Raw genomic sequence first — 19,536 nt, forward strand, 5'->3', positions numbered from 1 at the left:
CGATATGGCAAAAGACTCACAAACCCGTTTCGTCTCGCCCAAGGCATGGGAACGCATTGAGCAGTGGTCCCGCCGCAAGCCGATCTTTGCGCTTATGGGAGAGTTCAGCGCTGGCAAATCGACGCTGATTAACTTTCTGCTTCGGTCGCACACGCTGCCGACTCAGGTGACTGCCACGCAGTTGCCGCCCGTCTGGTTCAGCTGGGGCAAGCAATCTGCATATGTACAACGCCATGACGGCAAACGCGAAAACATCGAGCTAGATGCGTTGGAATCCGTCGGCGTCAATGACGCTCAATTCGTTCGTATTTTCCTTGAATCCGACATTCTCGAGGCGGTCGATCTGATAGACACGCCCGGCATTTCGGACCCCAAGATTTCAACCGATGTCTGGCGTCGCGCCGTGGGTCAAGCCAATGGGGTGCTGTGGTGCACACACGCCACCCAGGCCTGGCGTGAGACCGAACGGGCGACATGGGTCGCGCTGCCGGAACGGTTGCAACACAACTCGCTGTTGTTGGTCACCCGCGCGGATACCCTGGGCACGAAGGACCGTCAGAAGGTGTTGCGCCGTGTAAACCGCGAGGCCGGGCATCTGTTCAATCGATCGATTTTGTTCTCGGCCCGCGATGCTATTACCGCGCGCGACAAGAGTGGCGACGCCGAAATGTGGGGACGCAGTGGCGGCGGCAAGATGGTGGACAGCTTTCTTGAGATCACCGAACAGATCATGGACAACCGAGCAGACATGCTGGCGCGTTACCAGATCGACAACAGCCTTGCCCATATGCCCAGTGTGCAACCTATCCGCCCACGCAAACACGGCGAGAGCGCAGAGCAGCCTGCCACGCTAAAGCTGGTCAATCCTGTTCAGGACGAAAATCTGCAGGACGAAGTCGTTACGAGCTTTCCGGTCCGTCCTGCCCGGGTCGAGGCACGCTCAGGCGACACTGAACGCGCACCCCGCATTGACGCGGATGAGGCCGAACGGTTGCGGGCTGAAATGACCGCGATCTCGGAAGAGACCACGCCCGAAACAGATCAGGACGAGCTACGCTCTTTCTTCCGGGAAACGCCAAGTCAGCCTCTGAATTTGGCGGATGTTGTCGAGATCCCTTCCGAAGAAAACGCGTTTCTTGAACTGGATGACGAGGATCTCGACGAAGAAGAGCCCCTGGAACTGGAAGCCGAAGTCGAAGCAGATCAATCGGACGTTAGCGCCGATGGTCAGGATCCTTTTGTGGCGTCGCTTGGAGACAAGCTGGCCGACGTACCTGAAACTGTTGAGACCGACAAACCCGGCGCAGACGCGCAAAGCGCTGATGTGTCAGTGTCCTCCATCGCCGCCTTGCTCGCCGAGCAATCGGATGGTGCGGCGGATGAATTCGAACCGGAACCTGAAACCAGCGGCCTGATGGAAACACAGATCGTGCATATGCCGAACGGCACGTCATCCGAGGCGGAGGCCGAGTCTGAATCGCTTGAGCAACTGCTCAATGTGGAGGCCGGATCAACACTCAGCGCATCGGCGATGTGGCGCGAGATCACAGCTGGTGAGGATCTTCCCGACGACTCGGAAGGCCTGAAAAAGGTTTTCATGGCCTTCCTGGAAGAGTTCGACAAGATCGCCGCTGAACACGGCGCCCGTGACGAAAAAAAGGACGTTTCAACGCTTCCGAAAGCCGGGAACAAGGGCGGGGCTGAATGGCATGTTTTATAACGTGAAACCAAGGTAGAAGGACGGGAAGCCCGATGTCTATCGAAGCCGCACTGAAATCTGCGATGGAAACGATACCCGACTGCGTCGCAGCCGGGTATGTCGACATGGAAACAGGGATGTTATTGGGGACCAGTGTCCGCGATCAAGAGGACACCGAAGTGCTGGACAGTCTTGCGCTTGCAGTGGCGAACCTGTTTCAGGGCGGCGGCGTGGGTGCTTTTGAAGCCTTGCTGCGGAAATCGGGTAATGCTGATACCGAAAATCCGGGATTTGGGGAAATCGCGGTGTTTTCAAAGGATCGGTTGAACATTTTCTTGCGGACGCAGGCCTATCCGGATCATGTGGTCTGCTACATCTGTCGCAACAGCGTGAATGTAGGATTGGCACTGACAAAATCGCATCTCAGTCTGGGGCCCGTCGCGGCCGCAGTTTAGACGGGACCAGAGGGGGTCACGGCATGATGGATACAAACATACTCGATTTGCTCGAGGACATTGGGCGATCATCGGTTGCCCGGCTGGAGCCAGCCGTCGCGCTTGCTGGTGACACTGCGCTTGAGCGTCGCGAAAAGGTATTGCAGTCCATCCGTGGCACTGTTTTGCCGCGCCGGTTGGAGTTTACGGCTGCCAATGGCGATTGTCTCGCGATTGAGGTCAACAGCTCTCGGGTTACTGATGTCTTTCGTGTCCGGTCCGGCGTTGCGCCTGATTTTGAAACCGAAGAGCGCGATACTCTGGCTGGACAATTGGCGCAACTGGTAACCGATATTGCCGCGGCGCCTGCACCGCTCAGCCTGATATCCCTACGGCCGGACGCCACGCTGGAAGCGGACGATGTCGGAATCACTTTTAGCGAAATCGCTAGTGCTTGCACGATGATCGAAATGCCCGCTGAACCCGTCATAGCGGTCGTTCCGGACACAGCCGAGCCCGCAAATGACGTGGAAGCAACAGACGATGCCAGCGATTTGGCCAACCAGTTCTATCTCGGCAGCCAGCGGTTGGCTGTTGGGCGCATCCAGGTCAAAGCTGAAGGCGGGGAAATGGTTCAGTCTGACGGCGATTGTAGTGAAGATCAGCCATTACATGCAGATGAAACTTTGCTGGCGCAGTTCGCACGTGACCTGTCGGGCTGGGATGATGACGCTGCCGCCGCGCTGGATCATCCGCAACTGATCGTCATGCGTCCGTCCGGCGGTAAAGGTTCTGGTTTGGCCGTCCTGAATGACGGCAAGGAATTCTCCATGGTCGTTCACGAGGCGCGCAAGCTAGGCGCCATTGTGAATCTGTGGACATCTCTGACGGAGCGTTCCGAATGATAGCGCCCGTAATATTCAATTTTTCGACTAATTCAATCTGTGATTGCAAGTACCCAGGGTAACAGTATGAGTGAAAATAACCGTCGTGAGTTAATTCGAATCGCCGAAGACATGAACGGGGTCAGTAACGACGAGACCCGCCAGTTTATTTCGCGCATTGTAGGCGATCTATCAAATCTTAAACCGTCAATTGCATTTGTCGGACAAATCAAGGCTGGCAAGTCCCGCCTTATCAACGGGTTTACGGGGCAGGCCGAATACCTGCCCTCGGATGTTAATCCGTGGACGACCGTGATCACCGACATGCATTTCGGTCACCCCTCGGGTCGGACCCAAGGGGCCGAATTTCATTTCTTCGATAACCGTCAGTGGCAGGCGCTGATCGCCGAGGGCGAAGAACTGCGCAACATGTTCCCCGACGACGAGGACAGCTATAAGCGCGAGATGATCGAAGAGCAGGTCGACGCGATGAAAACCCGCGCCCAACTGCGATTAGGCGACAGCTATGAGCAGTTGCTGGGTCAGCATCACGATCTGGAGCATCTGAACTCGGACGATCTGGCCCGTTATGTTTGTGCGGGTGACGATCCGACTGACAGCGAAGAATACGACCCCGGTTCAGATCGGGGACTGTACAGTGACATCACGCGCAAAGCCGAGGTCTACTTTGACATTGGCCATTTTCCGTTCCCGTTGACGGTTACGGATACGCCCGGCGTCAACGACCCGCTGCTGATCCGCGAAGAAATCTCGCGCCAATACCTCAAGGAATCCGATTTCTTTGTTGTTGTATTGTCCGCGCATCAGGCCCTGTCCCGGGCGGATCTTAAGCTGTTCCGCCTGATGCAGGCACTGGAACTAGGGCAGATCGTCGTCTTCATCAACCGCGTGGACGAACTGGGCGGCGGCGCTGAGGACGCTGGAAAAGTCCGGACGGACGTGTTGGATGGCCTGGAAAAAGCCCTGGGCAACTCGGACATTGATGTTCTGATGGGCAGCGCCCAATGGGCCCATTATGCCTTGACTGGTGACGATACCGGCGTGAACCACGATCACGTTCTGGCTTGGCTGCGCGCCCACCCCGAGCAGATGAAGCAATATCTGGACGGTGTAGAAGAGATCAAACAGGGCCCCGGCCCAATCAGCCGTGAGGGCGTTTTGCGCTTTGCCGCAATGATCGCCTCTGGTCTACCCGATCTGCGCCGCCACGTTACGCACGCCTTGACCCAAGGGCCCCGTGACGAACAGCTCAAGATGGCCTGGCAGCACCTTAACAGTTTTGCGCAAGGTGAGCTGGAACGGTCTAAGGCCCATCTGCGCGTAATTGACGACGAAAACTCCGCCGACATTACCGACGGCGACGAAAACGACAAAACATTGGCCGAGCTGCGCGCGCTGGTTTCGCAAAAAACCACACAGATCATTGACGATATGGATGATGTGTTGGCCAATCTTCGCGGCGTCATGGATGACACTGTATCCGAAGCCGTTTCCGCCGTTGTCCGCGGACCGAATGGCGATTCCCCTTTGTTGGCCAAGGGCGGTGACACTGAATTGAACTTTTCGCCGCTGCGGGATCGCATGCGCGAGCTGGTTCAGGGTGCAACACAGGTGGTGCGGCAGCGAATGCTCAGCGAACTTTACGCCGTCGACATGAACAGCAATGCCGCGCTTCGCGCCCTGCCCGGCTGGCAGGACCCGGCCGATAGTCGGATGAACACCAGTGCGGTTCGGTGGTTCCGTCCGGATACCACTGCACTGACCCGGGGCATCACCGTGGAATTGCGCGTCAGCTGGTTGTCCCGGCTGATTTCGCGCAAAAGTGTGGTCGCTCGGGCCGAGCGGATGATCGTTCAGGAATTCGAAATGATCGGGGACGATCTGGTGGACACGGCGCGCGCCGATCTGCTTGAGCGTCTGAACACCGTTCTTGACCATTATATGGCATTGTTGGCCGGACATCTTGAACAACGGGTCGGAACCGGCCAAACCAATGTTCGTGCAGAAGCACAGGCAGCATTCGATCAGGCGCAACGTGTCGCAGATGATCTGGATGCGGTATTCGGCGGCAATAGCGCGGACAAGAAATTAGCAGAGGCTGCGGAATGATTGAATTTCCCGGAACCGAACAGGAAGTACGCAAGCTTGAACGCTTCCTGACCGCCACCGAAAACCTGCCGTCAGAGGTCGGTCTGGACAAGATGCGCGAGCGCGCCTTGTTCCATGCCGAACGGCTTTCGAATGCGGTCAATATCGGTTTTGCAGGGGAATTCGGGGCCGGGAAATCCAGCCTCGCAAACATGCTGGCCGGGGCGGACATTCTGCCCACGGGTCCGCAGCATCTGAAACTGCCATTGGTCATCGTGGCCTATGCGGACGCACCGGAAACCACGGTTGGCTGGTGGGACAAAGAGCCCAAAGTCTATTCCGGCATTGCGCTGGAAAAAGCCGCGGCTGATAACCCTGATTTTATCTCGGTTGGGTTGAATACCCCTGCCCTGCAAGAGATCTCATTATTCGATCTGCCGGGAACCGGCGCCCTGGATGACACCTACAAGTCCACTCTGGACCTATTGTCCTATGTCGATTGTGCCATCTGGTGCACGAACGGAACCAATGCCTGGCGTGAGACTGAGCGCCACCTGTGGGCACAAGTTCCGCAAGAGTTGCGCTCGAACAGTTTGCTGGCCGTAACCCACGCGGATCTCCCCCCGGTTCGGGACGCGCTGGACCGTGTTCTGCACCGGTTGGAAAAAGAAAAAGGTAAATTCTTCCGGTCTGTCGTGCCCATTGGCACACCGGTCGCCGTCAAGGCTATGGCGCAAGAACCCGAGCCTGATTTTGATCTGTGGGAGACCTGTGGCGGTCAAAATCTGGCCGAACAGGTCCTGCAAGTCGCATCCGAGCGGCGTTTGAAGGATTTGGAAGCTGCCCAAAATGACATCGAGCAGGAGTTTCTTCCGTTTCTGGCCAGCCTGAACATCGCAGAAGCTGAACCAGCGCAGGTCGAAGCGCCCTCAATTCATGCGACGCTGGAATCCGCCCTTCCCCCGCTTGAAAACCCGATCCTTGAAGACTGGCTGGCGGCAATTGCCAGCATCTATGACGACTTGCGCGAGACATCGGATATTGAACCCGCCGCATTCCTGAACAGTTGTCAGGAAATCGTCGAAGATTTTGCAGAGCGTCTGGAGCAAGGGGGCGAAATCGCCACTGAAGCCGACTGGATTCCCGGTGAGTTTGAAAAGGCCACTGATCTTCTTTTGCTGCTGCAATTCGAAAGCGGTGACGCGCCACTGAAGGATGCAATCAGCATCCTCGCCCAGCTCAGCGATAACCTCGCCTGGGCCGGCAGCCGCGTCGATTCCGTTCAGGCAAAAACCGGAACCTGACGCCTACCCGTTTTAATTGAGCCGCAATGCAGCGATTCGAAGCCCTCAGAATCGCGCGTTTATTGTTTCGGATTTAGTTACCAATCCGCAAAAAATAGGCACTCAGTCCGCAAGTATTGCCGCTAGAAAATCAACATTTAGATTTTCGCATGAGAAAGAGCGCGATATATAGATTTTCTTTGCGCTGGGTTCTTAGTGAAGCCATCGGGCGGCCCCAATAAAGTCAAATTTGAAACGTCTAACGTACATGAGTGTCCTGCGGTTGTGTTTGGTTGTGAGTTCGCGGGCTGAAAGCCCAGTTAAGTAAGCCGCAAAACGATTAGAACGGGCGGAAAGAAATGAGCCACAACCAGGCCGTCGGCGCGACGCACGACGAACCGAAAATTGAAGGTCTTCAACCAGGCGCCAAGCTGTTGCGCGGGCAATACGAGATCCTGCGTTTTATCAGCAATGGCGGATTTGGTATCACCTATCTTGCGCGGGACAGTCTGGAACGCGAAGTTGTGATCAAAGAGTGCTATCCCGGTGCCCTTTGCCGTCGTAACGGCGATATGGTTGAACCGGTCGAGCCGGACTACAAGGACGATCTGCGCGCAATCATCGACTTGTTTATTCTCGAAGCACGCAATCACGCTCGCTTGGTACACCCCAATATCGTCGACGTTCATCAGGTGTTCGAAGACAACGAGACCGCTTATATCGCGATGGATTTTATCCGTGGCTGCGATCTGCTGGATTATGTTGAAGATTCCAAAAACAAAGCTGGCCCGGACTTTATCGTTCAGGTCACCGAAAAAATGCTGTCGGCGGTGTCTTTCATCCACCAAAGCGGCATGCTGCACCGCGATATTTCGCCCGACAACATCCTGATCGACGAAAATGGTGATCCGGTACTGATCGACTTTGGCGCCGCGCGCGAACAGGCTGCGCACCAGTCCGCCGCGCTGATGACCCTCCGGGTTATCAAGGATGGTTATTCGCCGCATGAGTTTTATGTACGCGGCGCGGAACAAGGGCCAAGCAGTGACCTCTATGTTCTTGCGGCGACCCTGTATCACGCCATCAGCGGCGAACGTCCGATCGACGGTCAGACTCGCCTGAACGCATTCAACAACGGTCAGACGGACCCCTACACACCGCTGGCGGGGCGTATCGAAGGCTACCCCGACGGGTTCCTGGAAGCCATTGACAAGGCGATGGAAGTTCACGCAACGGATCGCCTGCAGACCGCATTAGATTGGCTACGCATGTTCCGCGGCCCCGGCGTGATGTTCGACAGCTTTGACTATCGGCCGGTGTCGGTGATCGTGGCGATGGACCAAAAAGACGAAGAAGAAGAGAAAGCCAGGATCAAGGCTGAAAGCGAAAACGCCGAAGCCGTTGTCACCGCATTGCTTGCCGGAAACACTGACATTGCACTGGGCAATGAGGACAAGAACGACGACGGGCTAGCCACGTTCACATCGAAGGATGAAGTTCCGGTTGCGGTGGATACCGTGGTCAAAAGCGGGTCCAGTGGTGCAGGCAAAATTGTTGCGGGTGTGGCCGTGGTCGCCGCTTTGGCGGCGGGCGGGTTCTTCCTGATGTCCGGAGAGGAAACTCCGGCCGAAGACACCGCATCGACGCAAACGCCCGTAGTAACGGAAACGGTGGAGGAAACCGCCGCAGTCGAAACATCCGAGCAGGAACCGGTCGAGCAAGTGACCGCAGCCGAAGTGGAGCCGGCATCAGAACCAACTGAGACCACGCAGGCCGAGGTCGCACCCACTCCAGAGCCTATCGAGCAGGCGCATGAAGATCCGGTTGCCACGGAGCAGGAAGAAGCTGCGGCGACGGAAACGGCTGAAGCCGGGACCGTCGAGCCGACACCGCCTGTTCCGGCGGAACCGGTGAACCTCGCAGAACAGCAGATCGCTTTCTCTCACTGGGACGTAGACATCCCGTTTCAGACATCACGCCGCCGGGCTTCGACCGGCAACGTGATTGCGATAACTGGTGTTGACCAGGATATGGACGCGTCAATTGTGGGTGAGTGGGTCACGCGCGGCGCCACGATCTTCACTCTGAACGGCAAGCCAGTGCAGGCAGATACGACTTTTGCTGCTCAGGTGTTGAACGATCTGAATGTGGACCCGGACGGCTACATCCGCGTTTCTGCCCGCTATCGCACATTGGGTGAAACCCGCCCTCAGAACGGATTGTTGGCACTGCCCGCAATGCACGTGATCGGCTTGGAAAATGGCTACGTTTTCACAATTCTGAACAAAGACGGTGCGGGTTGGACAACCGTTCTAAGCTCGGTTCCGCCGGAGGCGGCAGGCAGCTTGCAGGAAGGGGATGTCCTGGTCTCAGAGACAATTTCTGGCACTGGCATTGATGGCTCGGACAGCCTTGATGTTTTGTTGGCCAAACTCGTTTCCGAAGATCAGCCGCAGGCCCGTTTCAGCGTTTTGCGCAGTGGCGTCGAGACGGATGCTGACATGCCATTAGCGCAGGAGTGATCTGACCGGTTCGTATGTGATCTGCCAGTATGTATTTGCTGAGGGTAGCGCCAAATTCGGCACCCCTGACGGGAACCGGCCCGTCGCGGAAATAGAAAGTGACCTTGTTGTCACAAATATCCGTGCCGTTGTGCAACCGCGCACAGAGGTAAGAAGCAGCCCCATAGGACCGTTGTCCTGTGCCAAGGAATAAAGGTGTCGACACCATGTTCAAATACAAAAGCCCTCTTAGCCGGCTTCTCGAAGGTGCCGGCAAGCCAAAAGAGAACGAAGCCGAAGAAGCGGTAGCGCCAGAGGCGGAAAAGGCCGAACCAATCGCCGATTTCAATGCCCTGCGCGAAGCGCTGGCAGGCGGCAATATGTCCTCGGACAGCTACGAAGAAACCGATGAGTTGGTGCCCGAAGAGAAAATGCCGGAATTCTCTGAGGAAGACGTAGCAGATGCAACTGAGGCTGAAGATGATGTCGTCGTCGCTGAAGTTATCGCAGAAGTTCAGAACGTGGCAGACGAAGTATCCGCGCCCGAAGCAGAAACCGTGTTGACGCTGCACTCGGCAGTTGAGGAAGAAGTCGAAGAGGTTGTCGAGCACGAGGTACTTGAAGTCGAGGAACCCGAGCCGGAACAGATCATCGAGGTAATCGCTGACGAACCCGCCGCAGAACCGGTGCCAGAAGCACCGGTCGCCGAAGAACCACTGGCTGAAGTTGCACCGGTTCCGCAGCCTGCGGCTGCCGAAGATCGTCGTGGTCGCGTCAAGACAACCTTCCTGGGTTTCGAACGCGCCGACACGCATGTGCAGGACCTGATCGAGACAGCAGAACCTGCAGCCAAGACAGACAATGCCGAACAGTCTTTCCCGGTTGGTTGGCTGGTCATCACTGGTGGTCCGGGCCGGGGTGCGAGCGTAACACTGACCGAGGGCTTGATGCAGATTGGCCGCAACGACGATCAGGCCATTCAGCTCGACTTTGGAGACACTGGTATTTCCCGCAGCAACCATGCGGTGATTGCTTATGACCCCGAGGACCGCAAATGTTATCTGGGACACGGCGGCAAGGCCAACCTGGTGCGTCTGAACGGGAAGCCGGTTCTCAGCACCGTCCCACTGTCCAGCGGGGATCTGATCCGCATCAGCGAAACATCAGTCCGCTTTGCCGCCTTCTGTGACGATGGCTTTGACTGGCGGGATTCCTAATAGATGCTGGCGACACCGGCATATGATATTGCGCTGATCCTGGACAAGGGCCAGCGTGACACGCAGGAGGACGCGGTTGCTTCGCGTATGTTCGATGCGACGAATGCAAGCTATGTCGTCGTCGCTGACGGCATGGGCGGGCATGCGGCAGGTGAAGTCGCCTCGGACCTTGTGATCCAGGCCTGGCGTGACGCGTTAGATGCCGAGCTTGAAGGTTCAACGACACCCGAGTCCGCTTTGATCGACGCGTTGCCCCTTGCGGCAATGCAAGCCAATGCGTCCATTGCCGGTTATTCCGAGGAACAAGGTACTGGATTCAACATGGGCTCAACCATGTTGGGCACTTTGTTGTTGGGCCGGCGGCTGTTCTGGATTTCGATCGGCGACAGCCCGCTTTACCTGTTCCGGGACGGAGAGCTGTCGCAGATCAACGAAGATCACTCGATGGCTCCTATGATTGATGCACAATTGGCCGAAGGGACTTTGACCGAGGCCGAAGCTCTGGCGCATCCTGACCGCAACCAACTGACTTCGGTCATCATGGGTGCGGCAATTCCAAAGGTCGATTGCCCGGAAACCCCGCTGGACCTGACACCTTCGGATGTTTTGGTTCTGGGAAGCGACGGCCTCCAATATCTCAGCAACGCTGAAATTCGGTCCATTCTTCAATCCAATGCCAGCGGGCTTGCACAAGACATAGCCGGGGCGCTGCAGGCCGCGCTGAACGCTAAGGGCGACCCAGATCAGGACAACATCTCAATCGGTGTTGTCAAACTTACAAAAAACTAAACAAGGCAAAGCAACAGGACCCATGAGAAACCATCTGATCATATCAAGCCTGGCACTTGCTGCCGCTGCGGGTACCGCCTCGGCACAACAGGCATGCTCAACCTACGAAATTCAACGAGGCGACAGCCTGCGCGAGTTATCCATCGAAGTTTATTCGACCGAAGACTTTCGTATCATTTACGATGCAAACCGGGATTTGATCGGGAACAATCCGAACATCATTCGGGTAGGCGACGTTCTGACCATGCCTTGTTTGGAAGAGATCGGGCGTGCACCGGCCGCGCCGCAGACTGAAGCCGAAGCCATGGCCGCCGAAATGGCCGCCGAGCTGGTCAAGGCAGCCGAGAATCGCGCGGCGAAAGCCATCGCAGAGGCTGAAGCCCGCGTTGCCGAAGCCGAAGCTGAAGCCAAAAAGGCAAGCGAAGATGCAGTGATCGCTGCAAAATCGGCTGCCAAGGATGAGATCGAATCCGCGCGGGCAGAAGCCGCAGCGCTGATCCGTAATGCAGACGCCGGCGAACGCCCAGAGATCCGCGACCGTCAGTTGTTGCTTATCACTGGCGGTAACTATGCGCCTTTCACCGACGAGGCCCTGCCCAATCGCGGGCTCTACACCTACCTTGTCGAGACAGCGATGCTGCGTGCCGCACCCGAGCAGGCTTATAAGATCCAGTTCGTCAATGACTGGTCATCGCATCTGGACCTGCTGATGCCGACACTGGCGTTCGATGCCACCTTCCCATGGTCGCGTCCGAACTGCGAGGCAGCAGAGACTTTGTCGGAAAAGGACCGTACGCGGTGCGAAACGTACGACTTCTCTAACCCGTTCTACGAAGTTGTGGACACGTTCTTTGCCCGCGAAGGATCGGGCTATGAGCAAACACTGACCTATGCTGACTTCGCCGGGACAACCATCTGTCGGCCGGAAGGCTGGTCGTTGTCACACATGGATGAGGTCGGGTTGTATGAACCGGCAATCTCGCTTGTGCGTCCGGTTTCACCCGATGACTGCTTTCACGCCGTTATGGACGGGACAGCCGACATCGTCGCAATCGAAGCTCATCTGGCGATCGAAGCAATCGGACGGCTGGGATACGAACACCGAATTGTTGAAAACCCCAACCTGGCGGCGATCAAGTCCCTTAACGTCATGACGCATAAAGATAATCCAGATGGCGAAGCGATCCTGGAGACGCTGAATCAAGGTCTGACAATCATGCAGCAATCCGGCGAATGGCGCGACATCGTGTCAACCGCCCTACGCCATCAAATGGAAAACGGCTGAAACACTTTTAAGCCTTCTCAATTACTATCTCTGGAGAAAACAACTAATGCCTAAACTACCGCTCCATAACGTTGCGATGACCTCTGCTGCCGTCATCGCGTTAAGCGCCGGAGCCGCCGCCGCCCAGCAAGCCTGTACGAATTATACGGTACAGGATGGTGACACGATGGCCACCATTGCGATTGCTGCTTACGGCACGTCAAACTACCAGCCAATTTTCAACGCAAACCGGAACTCGATTAGCAACCCCAACGATCTGGCACCTGGTCTGGCGCTTGTGCTTCCGTGTGAGGACGGCAGCTTGCCGAACGGCCAAAGCGCACGCGAGATTATTGCTGAACAGCAAGAACGTTTTGCGAGCTCGACCCAAACAAGTTCGTTCAAAGCCCCAATCAAACTGGTTACGGGCAACGGCTGGGCTCCGTTCGCGGATGAGACCCTGAACGGCGGTGGTTTCATCACTCGATTGGGAACAACGGCTCTGCAACGGGCAGGCAATGCGCACGAGTATTCGATCAGCTTTGTCGATGACTGGAACTCGCATATCGAAACCCTGCTTCCGCTGGGCGCGTTTGACGTGTCGATGGCGTGGAACATGCCCGATTGCACCAACCGTAGTTACGAATGGTCCTGGGAAACAGAAATCCGCTGTACGCAATTCCACGCGTCAGCACCTGTGTACGACATCGTCTTGGGTTTCTACACACTTCCCCAAAGCGATTACGCCAGTGCGACAAGCTTTGAAGATCTGAAAGGTGCAACCGTCTGCCGTATGGAAGGTTGGTTCATCCACGACCTCGAACAAGAAGGTCTGCAACCAGAAAAAACCATCGATCTGCTGCAACCCGTTACCGCGCGGGAATGCTTGGATGCCGTCCTAACTGGCTCCGCGGATGTCGCGACCTTCGAAGTTCAGCTTTTTGCCGACGCAATGGCTGAAATGGGTCTCAACGAGAACGATCTCGTCGAAAACCCGTATGTCACGACACTTTCAGCCCTGCGGTTCATTACTCACCGGTCCAACCCAATGGGTAAACAATACTTGGCGATGCTGAACAAAGGCCTGAACGAAATGCGGGAGTCTGGCGAATGGTACGCCATCATCTCGGACACACTGAATGAGCACAATGAACGACTAATAGCCTCATCCGGCTAAGGATCCACTTTCCAAATTCCAACCCACGGGAGGAAAAACAATGCACAAACAAAAATTTAACACCAAGGTGATGACGGCGACTGCCGTCCTCACACTCACCGCAGGCGCAGCGGCAGCGCAGGAAGCCTGTTCAAACTACACGGTCTCGGACGGTGACACGATGGCCACCATCGCGATCGCTGCCTACGGAACGTCGAACTATCAGCCCATCTTCAACGCAAACCGCAACATCATCACCAACCCGAACGACCTTGCGCCAGGTCTGGTTTTGGCCCTGCCCTGTGAAGATGGCAGCCTGCCAAACGGTCAATCCGCGCAGGAGCTGATCGCTGCGGAAGAGCAACGTGCAGCAAGCGTCAAGCGTTCGAATGTCTATGCCCCGCCGATCAAAATGGTTGCGGGTAACGGCTGGGAACCCTTTACCAGTGAAGCACTGGGCGGCGGCGGCATCATGACCCGTCTGGCTACGACCAGTCTTCAACGTGCCGGCAACAGCCGCGACTACTCGGTCAGTTTTGTCGATGACTGGAGCTCGCATCTGGACACATTGTTGCCGCTTGGCGCGTTCGATATTTCGATCGCATGGACCGTTCCGGATTGTACGAACCGCACATACGAATGGTCGTCAGAAACCGAAGCGCGTTGTACGCAATTTGTGGCTTCTGTCCCTGTATACGACATCGTAGGCGGCTTCTTCACATTGCCGGAAAGCGACTACGCCAGCGCGACCAAATTCGAGGACTTCGTAGGTTCTACCATTTGCCGCATGTCAGGCTGGAGCATGGTTGTTCTGGAAGAAGTCGGATTGAACCGCGAAAACACAACTGTGGTCCAACCCAACTCGGCCCGCGAATGTCTTGATGCTGTTTTGACCGGCACGGCGGATGTCGCCGCGTTTGAGGTCGATCTGTTCGCTTCGACCATGAACGACATGGGACTGACTTCGTCTGATCTGGTTGAAAACCCATATGTTTCGACCTTGTCCTCGATGAGCTTCCTTGCGCACCGCACCAACCCGTTTGCTCGCGAATATATCGCGATGATGAACAAGGGCCTGAACGAAATGCGTGAGTCGGGCGAATGGTACGCGATTATCTCGGACACCCTTCGCGAACAAAACGAAAAGCTGAACGCAGCATCTAACTGATCATTCGACTTTTAGCACGAATTGGGCCGGTCATTTGACCGGCCCTTTTTCGTTTAAAATAGGCGGTTTAGCTACAGGTTGCACCCAAATTCCCAAAAGTACGGGAATCCCCTAATTTCCAAAACTCGTGGATTAGTTAACGTGAATTCAACTACACCGGTGAGGCTTCGGCCTAACCACTCACTCAAAAAAGGGCCGACTTTGGGGGTCGGCCCTTTTTTCTATTGATCTCATCAATCCGAAAATACCCACGCCGCAAAACGTGGGTACTGTTTATCAGCCGATGATCGCGTTCAGTGTCGCGCTGGGGCGCATTACTGCTGCGGTCTTGGCAGGATCGGTGTGATAATATCCACCGAGATCCGCGGCAGCACCCTGAGCGGTCGCCAGCTCAGACAGTATCTGATCTTCTTTATCCGCCAGCTCTTTTGCAATCGGCGCAAATTCTGCTGACAATTCAGCATCACCCGATTGCGCGGCCAGAGCCTCAGCCCAATAGCGTGCGAACCAATAGTGGCTGTCACGGTTATCTGGCTGCCCAACTTTACGGCTGGGCGATTTATTGTTGTCCAGGATGCCTTGCGTGGCCGCTTCGGCCGCGGCACCCAGAACACCCGCTTTGGCGTTGCCATTATTGTCGGCTAGGAAGTTCAGCGATTCACCCAAGGCACAGAACTCACCCATCGAGTCCCAGCGCAGGTGGTTTTCCTCAACCAATTGCTGCACGTGTTTCGGAGCGGACCCACCCGCGCCGGTTTCGAACAGACCACCGCCATTCATCAGCTTCACAATCGACAGCATCTTGGCCGATGTTCCCAGTTCCAGGATCGGGAACAGGTCAGTCAGGTAGTCGCGCAACACGTTGCCCGTGATAGCGATGCTGTCCTTACCTGCCGTGATGGTTTCCAACGACTGGCGGGTCGCCTCGCGCGGAGCCATGATCAGGAACTTGTCGGCTACGCCAGCTGCCTCGAGTGCCGGTTTGACGTATTTGATCAGCTCCGCGTCATGGGCGCGGTTTGCGTCCAGCCAGAAGATCGCTTCGGATCCAGTCAAACGCTGCCGGTCCATGGCCAGCTGGATCCAGTTTTCGATAGGAGCTTTCTTCACAGTGCAGGCACGCCAAATGTCGCCCTTTTCAACGTCATGCGAATGCAGCGTCTCGCCATTGGCCAAAACGATACGGATGGCACCGTCGGCCGGCGCTTGGAACGTTGTTGGGTGCGAACCGTATTCTTCCGCTTTTTGCGCCATCAGGCCGACGTTGGCTACAGCACCGACAGTTGCAGGGTTCAGCGCGCCATTGGCTTTGAAAAACTTGATGCTCTCATCATAAACTGATGCATAGCAACGGTCGGGGATCACACAATTGGTGTCGCCCTTGGCACCGGCCTCGTTCCAGCCTTTTCCGCCCGCCCGGATTATGGCGGGCATCGAGGCGTCGATGATCACGTCTGACGGCACGTGCAGGTTGGTAATGCCTTTGTCGCTGTCGACCATATACATGGACGGGCGATCACCTTTGATCGCTTCGATGGCAGCCACAATATCGGCATTGCCCTGAACACGTTCCAGCAAATCGCCTAAGCCGGAATTCGGGTTCACACCCAAAGCGTCGAGTTCAGCGCCAAATTTTTCGAATACCGGGGCAAGCCAGGCTTTGACCGCAAAGCCAAAGATGATTGGGTCCGAGACCTTCATCATCGTGGCTTTCATGTGCAGTGAGAACATGGTGCCGTCTTTCTTGGTGTCCTCAATCGCATCTGCCAGGAAGGATGACAGCGCCCTGACCGACAGGAAAGTGGCGTCTGCAACGGTGCCCTCGGCCAGGGGCCAGACGTCTTTCAGGATCGTGACGCTGCCGTCTTTGCCGACGAATTCGATCTTGGCATCACCCGCCTGAGTGGCGGTAATGGTGGCTGACTTCTCGTTAGCGTAGAAATCATTGCCAGACATCGACGACACTTTGGTTTTGCTGTCCGACGCCCACTCCCCCATCGAATGCGGGTTCTTCTGAGCATAGTTCTTCACCGCACGCGCCGCGCGACGATCCGAGTTACCTTCGCGCAGTACCGGGTTCACAGCCGAGCCTTTGATAGCGTCGTAACGCGCACGGATCGCCTTTTCCTCGTCAGTCGAGGGTTCTTCGGGGTAGTTCGGAATGTCATAGCCTTGCGACTGCAACTCTTCGATTGCCGCCACCAACTGCGGGACCGACGCCGAGATGTTGGGAAGTTTGATGACGTTCGCATCCGGAGTTTTCACTAACTCGCCCAGAGCTGCGAGATCATCGGTGATGCGTTGCGCGTCAGTCAGGTTCTCGGGGAACGTTGCCAGAATACGACCCGCCAGTGAAATGTCCTTGGTTCCGACACTGACACCCGCCGCAGAGGCGAATTTGCGAATGATGGGCAGAAACGATGCGCTGGCCAGTTCGGGCGCTTCGTCTACAATGGTATACAATATGTCGAAGTTTGAGTTATCTGCCATATTCTTTTACCTTTTTTAAGCCTTTCGGGGCGTGCGATCCTAGAGTGTGCCACAAACGGGTGGCTAATGATGGGCGTGTTCAACCTACCGCCCAACGGTGACTCTGTGTTGACAAGGTCTCCCATAAATCACGATTGGCTTGGGATCAATCGTCTAAACGGGGCGCAAATTGCCACGGGTATGAGAATGTGGATAGAGGTTTTAGCTAAAACTACTGAGCACCGGTTGTGAGGGTCATTACTGGCGCTACTTTTTCCGGCAGCCCGTACGCCATGAAGCCGCTTTGTTTTTCAAGTTGACCGAGGTAATCTGCGATTGCGGCGTTCAAATACTCAACAGAACCGGCGTCCGCCTCGCGCGGAACCGAGATTCCGAATCCTCGCATAACTAGTATCAAAATGTAGCGCCCATTCTCTCCGGTTTCCTCAAGGAAACCTTGGAGTACGGACATGGCGAGGTCCGGCCTGCCAAAGGCAGCAAGCAACGTGTAGCGGTGCAACCACTCTTCATCTTGACCCAAGGCATACCAATTCGAAACTTTGCGAAACCATCGCTTAGGGAAAACCAACTTAGCAAAGTCTCGCTGTACAGCGTAATCTGCATATTCGTTCACAAATTCAATGCCTTTGTCTTCGTCGCCGATTTTCAGATGTATCATGGCTGGCATAAACAACTCGTATTTTTCGCCAGGCTCCAGCCGAGCGAGCGTCGCAGATGCCGTAAGAGCGCTTTCATGATCTCCTGCGACATTCAGATCGTAGAGCAAACGAGCACTATACACCCATGTTTGATCGGGCCAACGCTGTTCGGCTTGTGCAAGAAACTGTTCGACCGCGTCATGTCCATTTACGTCGTAGTGAGCATTGATCAGTACTGTTCCCGCATCCCCATTGCTCGGGTCGAGTTCCAGAACCTTCTCCAACCCATGAATGGCGGCTAGAGTGTTTCCCTGGCCCCTGTCGAACTGAGCTTTGTGAAACAAAGCCTCAGTGCTGCTTGGGGCAAGCAACAAAGCTTTTTCATACGCTGCTTCAGCAGATTGGACGTCGCCCGCCGCGTTATAGGCAATAGCACGCCACAAAGTTGAACGTGGGTCGTTCTGAGCGAGAGCCAAAGCACTGGTATAGTCCGAAATTGCCTCTTCGTACCGTTTGCCGCTGTAATACGCCCAACCACGAGATCTCAGCAGTGTGTTCCGGTTTTCTGGGGTAACACCCTCGCCATTTATCAAAGTTGTGCAGGCCGCGATCACATGCGCCGTGCCGCCTTTGTTGCCAAGGCATGACTGGGCCAGCTGCGTGTAATTTGGTCCGGGTTTTGATGGTGAATTGAAGGACAGCAACAACGTGGCGATCACAATAACCAGGGCGGCAAGACGAATGTGCATTACACCTCCAATCTGTTCAAAGCACTCACCTTAAAGTGGCAATCCAGAACCTATACTCAAGGAAACGGGTCGCCAAAATTGTGTAATGAAACGGAAAAGACACAAGCGCAATCGCAGAGATTGATCAAACGCCCCAAGTGTCACTCAACCGATACCCACCCGGCCAAGGGTCGTCTGGATCAAGCATGTGCTGATGGGTTCCGGTGATCCATCCGCGCCCGCTGATTTCTGGAATGATAGCGGGTTGGGCACCAACTTGCGTTTCCCGAACAATTCTCCCGGTAAAGCGCGAGCCAATGATCGAGACGGCCTCGAGGGTTTGCCCAACCGTCATCTGCCCTTTGGCCGCCATTAACGCCATGCGCGCAGATACTGCTGTGCCAGTGGGCGAGCGATCCACCTTCCCGGGCTGGATGGCAACGGCAGATTTACCGCGCCAACCAGTCGGCGTCTTTTCAAGCGGGCCACAAAAAGCGCAAAAGGAAATGTGGGTCCAATCTGGGTTCTCGGGATGCGAGAACCCCAGTTGGGCATTGGCGGCATTCGTAATTGTAACGCCGGTCCGGGCGATTTCACGCGCTTCGTCTTGGGTTATATCAAACCCCAGCTTAGCGGCATCTACAACCACGAAACTGTCGCCTCCAAAAGCCGTATCAACAGTCAGCGTGCCCAAACCCGGAACCTCTAACGGGACAGAGAGCTTACCCGCAAAAGTGGGGAGGTTCTGCACGTGGATCCGTTCTGCCTTACCGCCCCGGCATTCAGCGCGCACGCGAACCAGGCCTCCGGGCGCTTCAAACGTCAGAATTGTCTCGGGTTCTTGCATTGCTATGATCCCGCTATCCAGCAATACCGTGGCAACACAGATTGAGTTTGAGCCGGACATGGGTGGAGTGTCCTCGGGCTCCATAATGATAAAGGCGGCATCGGCATCCGGATGTTTGGGCGGAACCAGAAGATTGATATGACGAAACACACCGCCTCGCGGTTCGTTCAGTACGAAATTTCGTAACGTTTGATTGTTGGCGATATGCGTCCGTTGCTCCCAGATCGTGTCACCGGGCGGCGGAGAGACCCCGCCAACGATGACGTCGCCAACCTCGCCTTCGGCATGGGCCGACACAACATGAATGGTCTTAATGCTGCGCATATCCC

14 protein-coding genes are annotated in these 19,536 nt (G+C 55.8%); 11 read left to right on the plus strand and 3 right to left on the minus strand.

All coding sequences use genetic code 11. The features are described 5' to 3' along the window. Window positions 1–4 precede the first annotated feature (4 nt). The 11 genes from AC2FJE_RS11355 (at window position 5) to AC2FJE_RS11405 (ending at window position 14,504) form a co-directional block, all read left to right on the plus strand. Window positions 5–1,720 (plus strand): dynamin family protein, encoded by a 1,716-nt coding sequence (locus AC2FJE_RS11355; protein ID WP_496755905.1) that lies wholly within the window; start codon window positions 5–7, stop codon window positions 1,718–1,720. A 32-nt stretch (window positions 1,721–1,752) separates the two neighbouring features. Further along, window positions 1,753–2,154 (plus strand): hypothetical protein, encoded by a 402-nt coding sequence (locus tag AC2FJE_RS11360; RefSeq protein ID WP_496760958.1) that lies wholly within the window; start codon window positions 1,753–1,755, stop codon window positions 2,152–2,154. A gap of 23 nt (window positions 2,155–2,177) precedes the next feature. Next, entirely contained in the window at window positions 2,178–3,038 is an 861-nt protein-coding gene (locus tag AC2FJE_RS11365; protein WP_496755901.1) for a hypothetical protein, read from the plus strand. A gap of 66 nt (window positions 3,039–3,104) precedes the next feature. After that, the gene (locus AC2FJE_RS11370; protein ID WP_282119374.1) at window positions 3,105–5,147 is read left to right on the plus strand and encodes a dynamin family protein; all 2,043 of its coding nucleotides are present in this window, start codon (window positions 3,105–3,107) and stop codon (window positions 5,145–5,147) included. Continuing rightward, window positions 5,144–6,430, plus strand: coding sequence for a dynamin family protein (locus AC2FJE_RS11375; RefSeq protein ID WP_282119373.1), 1,287 nt, complete (start codon window positions 5,144–5,146; stop codon window positions 6,428–6,430). The genes AC2FJE_RS11370 and AC2FJE_RS11375 overlap by 4 nt, the downstream gene beginning before the upstream one ends. 338 nt (window positions 6,431–6,768) lie before the next feature. Continuing rightward, complete coding sequence (locus AC2FJE_RS11380; RefSeq protein ID WP_282169550.1) at window positions 6,769–8,931, plus strand: serine/threonine protein kinase; 2,163 nt, start codon at window positions 6,769–6,771, stop codon at window positions 8,929–8,931. A 206-nt stretch (window positions 8,932–9,137) separates the two neighbouring features. Further along, on the plus strand, window positions 9,138–10,127 hold the full coding sequence (locus tag AC2FJE_RS11385) for an FHA domain-containing protein (RefSeq protein ID WP_496755894.1): 990 nt from the start codon (window positions 9,138–9,140) through the stop codon (window positions 10,125–10,127). A gap of 3 nt (window positions 10,128–10,130) precedes the next feature. Then, on the plus strand, window positions 10,131–10,916 hold the full coding sequence (locus AC2FJE_RS11390; RefSeq protein ID WP_496755890.1) for a PP2C family protein-serine/threonine phosphatase: 786 nt from the start codon (window positions 10,131–10,133) through the stop codon (window positions 10,914–10,916). Window positions 10,917–10,938: 22 nt separating this feature from the next. Further along, window positions 10,939–12,201: a substrate-binding periplasmic protein gene (locus AC2FJE_RS11395; protein ID WP_496755888.1), complete on the plus strand. Its 1,263-nt coding sequence runs from the start codon at window positions 10,939–10,941 to the stop codon at window positions 12,199–12,201. A gap of 46 nt (window positions 12,202–12,247) precedes the next feature. After that, window positions 12,248–13,357, plus strand: coding sequence for a transporter substrate-binding domain-containing protein (locus AC2FJE_RS11400; RefSeq protein ID WP_170559914.1), 1,110 nt, complete (start codon window positions 12,248–12,250; stop codon window positions 13,355–13,357). Between the two features lie 40 nt (window positions 13,358–13,397). Then, window positions 13,398–14,504, plus strand: coding sequence for a peptidoglycan-binding protein LysM (locus AC2FJE_RS11405; RefSeq protein WP_496697930.1), 1,107 nt, complete (start codon window positions 13,398–13,400; stop codon window positions 14,502–14,504). 276 nt (window positions 14,505–14,780) lie between these two features. Here AC2FJE_RS11405 and AC2FJE_RS11410 read toward each other — a convergent pair whose 3' ends face one another. From AC2FJE_RS11410 to AC2FJE_RS11420, 3 genes are all read right to left on the minus strand, one after another. Continuing rightward, window positions 14,781–16,994, minus strand: coding sequence for an NADP-dependent isocitrate dehydrogenase (locus AC2FJE_RS11410; RefSeq protein ID WP_496755885.1), 2,214 nt, complete (start codon window positions 16,992–16,994; stop codon window positions 14,781–14,783). 211 nt (window positions 16,995–17,205) lie between these two features. Then, on the minus strand, window positions 17,206–18,381 hold the full coding sequence (locus AC2FJE_RS11415) for a tetratricopeptide repeat protein (protein WP_496755883.1): 1,176 nt from the start codon (window positions 18,379–18,381) through the stop codon (window positions 17,206–17,208). Between the two features lie 124 nt (window positions 18,382–18,505). Further along, window positions 18,506–19,531, minus strand: a complete 1,026-nt coding sequence (locus tag AC2FJE_RS11420) for a trans-3-hydroxy-L-proline dehydratase (protein ID WP_496755880.1) — start codon at window positions 19,529–19,531, stop codon at window positions 18,506–18,508. Window positions 19,532–19,536 lie beyond the last annotated feature (5 nt).

The sequence above is a fragment of the Ruegeria sp. CDSC002 genome, assembly GCF_059610905.1.

Excerpts from the sequence above, each read along its gene's own strand:
- AC2FJE_RS11355 (WP_496755905.1), top strand. The coding sequence starts at position 5 with ATGGCAAAAGACTCACAAACCCGTTTCGTCTCGCCCAAGGCATGGGAA.
- AC2FJE_RS11360 (WP_496760958.1), top strand. The coding sequence starts at position 1,753 with ATGTCTATCGAAGCCGCACTGAAATCTGCGATGGAAACGATACCCGAC.
- AC2FJE_RS11365 (WP_496755901.1), top strand. The coding sequence starts at position 2,178 with ATGATGGATACAAACATACTCGATTTGCTCGAGGACATTGGGCGATCA.
- AC2FJE_RS11370 (WP_282119374.1), top strand. The coding sequence starts at position 3,105 with ATGAGTGAAAATAACCGTCGTGAGTTAATTCGAATCGCCGAAGACATG.
- AC2FJE_RS11375 (WP_282119373.1), top strand. The coding sequence starts at position 5,144 with ATGATTGAATTTCCCGGAACCGAACAGGAAGTACGCAAGCTTGAACGC.
- AC2FJE_RS11380 (WP_282169550.1), top strand. The coding sequence starts at position 6,769 with ATGAGCCACAACCAGGCCGTCGGCGCGACGCACGACGAACCGAAAATT.
- AC2FJE_RS11385 (WP_496755894.1), top strand. The coding sequence starts at position 9,138 with ATGTTCAAATACAAAAGCCCTCTTAGCCGGCTTCTCGAAGGTGCCGGC.
- AC2FJE_RS11390 (WP_496755890.1), top strand. The coding sequence starts at position 10,131 with ATGCTGGCGACACCGGCATATGATATTGCGCTGATCCTGGACAAGGGC.
- AC2FJE_RS11395 (WP_496755888.1), top strand. The coding sequence starts at position 10,939 with ATGAGAAACCATCTGATCATATCAAGCCTGGCACTTGCTGCCGCTGCG.
- AC2FJE_RS11400 (WP_170559914.1), top strand. The coding sequence starts at position 12,248 with ATGCCTAAACTACCGCTCCATAACGTTGCGATGACCTCTGCTGCCGTC.
- AC2FJE_RS11405 (WP_496697930.1), top strand. The coding sequence starts at position 13,398 with ATGCACAAACAAAAATTTAACACCAAGGTGATGACGGCGACTGCCGTC.
- AC2FJE_RS11410 (WP_496755885.1), bottom strand. The coding sequence starts at position 16,994 with ATGGCAGATAACTCAAACTTCGACATATTGTATACCATTGTAGACGAA.
- AC2FJE_RS11415 (WP_496755883.1), bottom strand. The coding sequence starts at position 18,381 with ATGCACATTCGTCTTGCCGCCCTGGTTATTGTGATCGCCACGTTGTTG.
- AC2FJE_RS11420 (WP_496755880.1), bottom strand. The coding sequence starts at position 19,531 with ATGCGCAGCATTAAGACCATTCATGTTGTGTCGGCCCATGCCGAAGGC.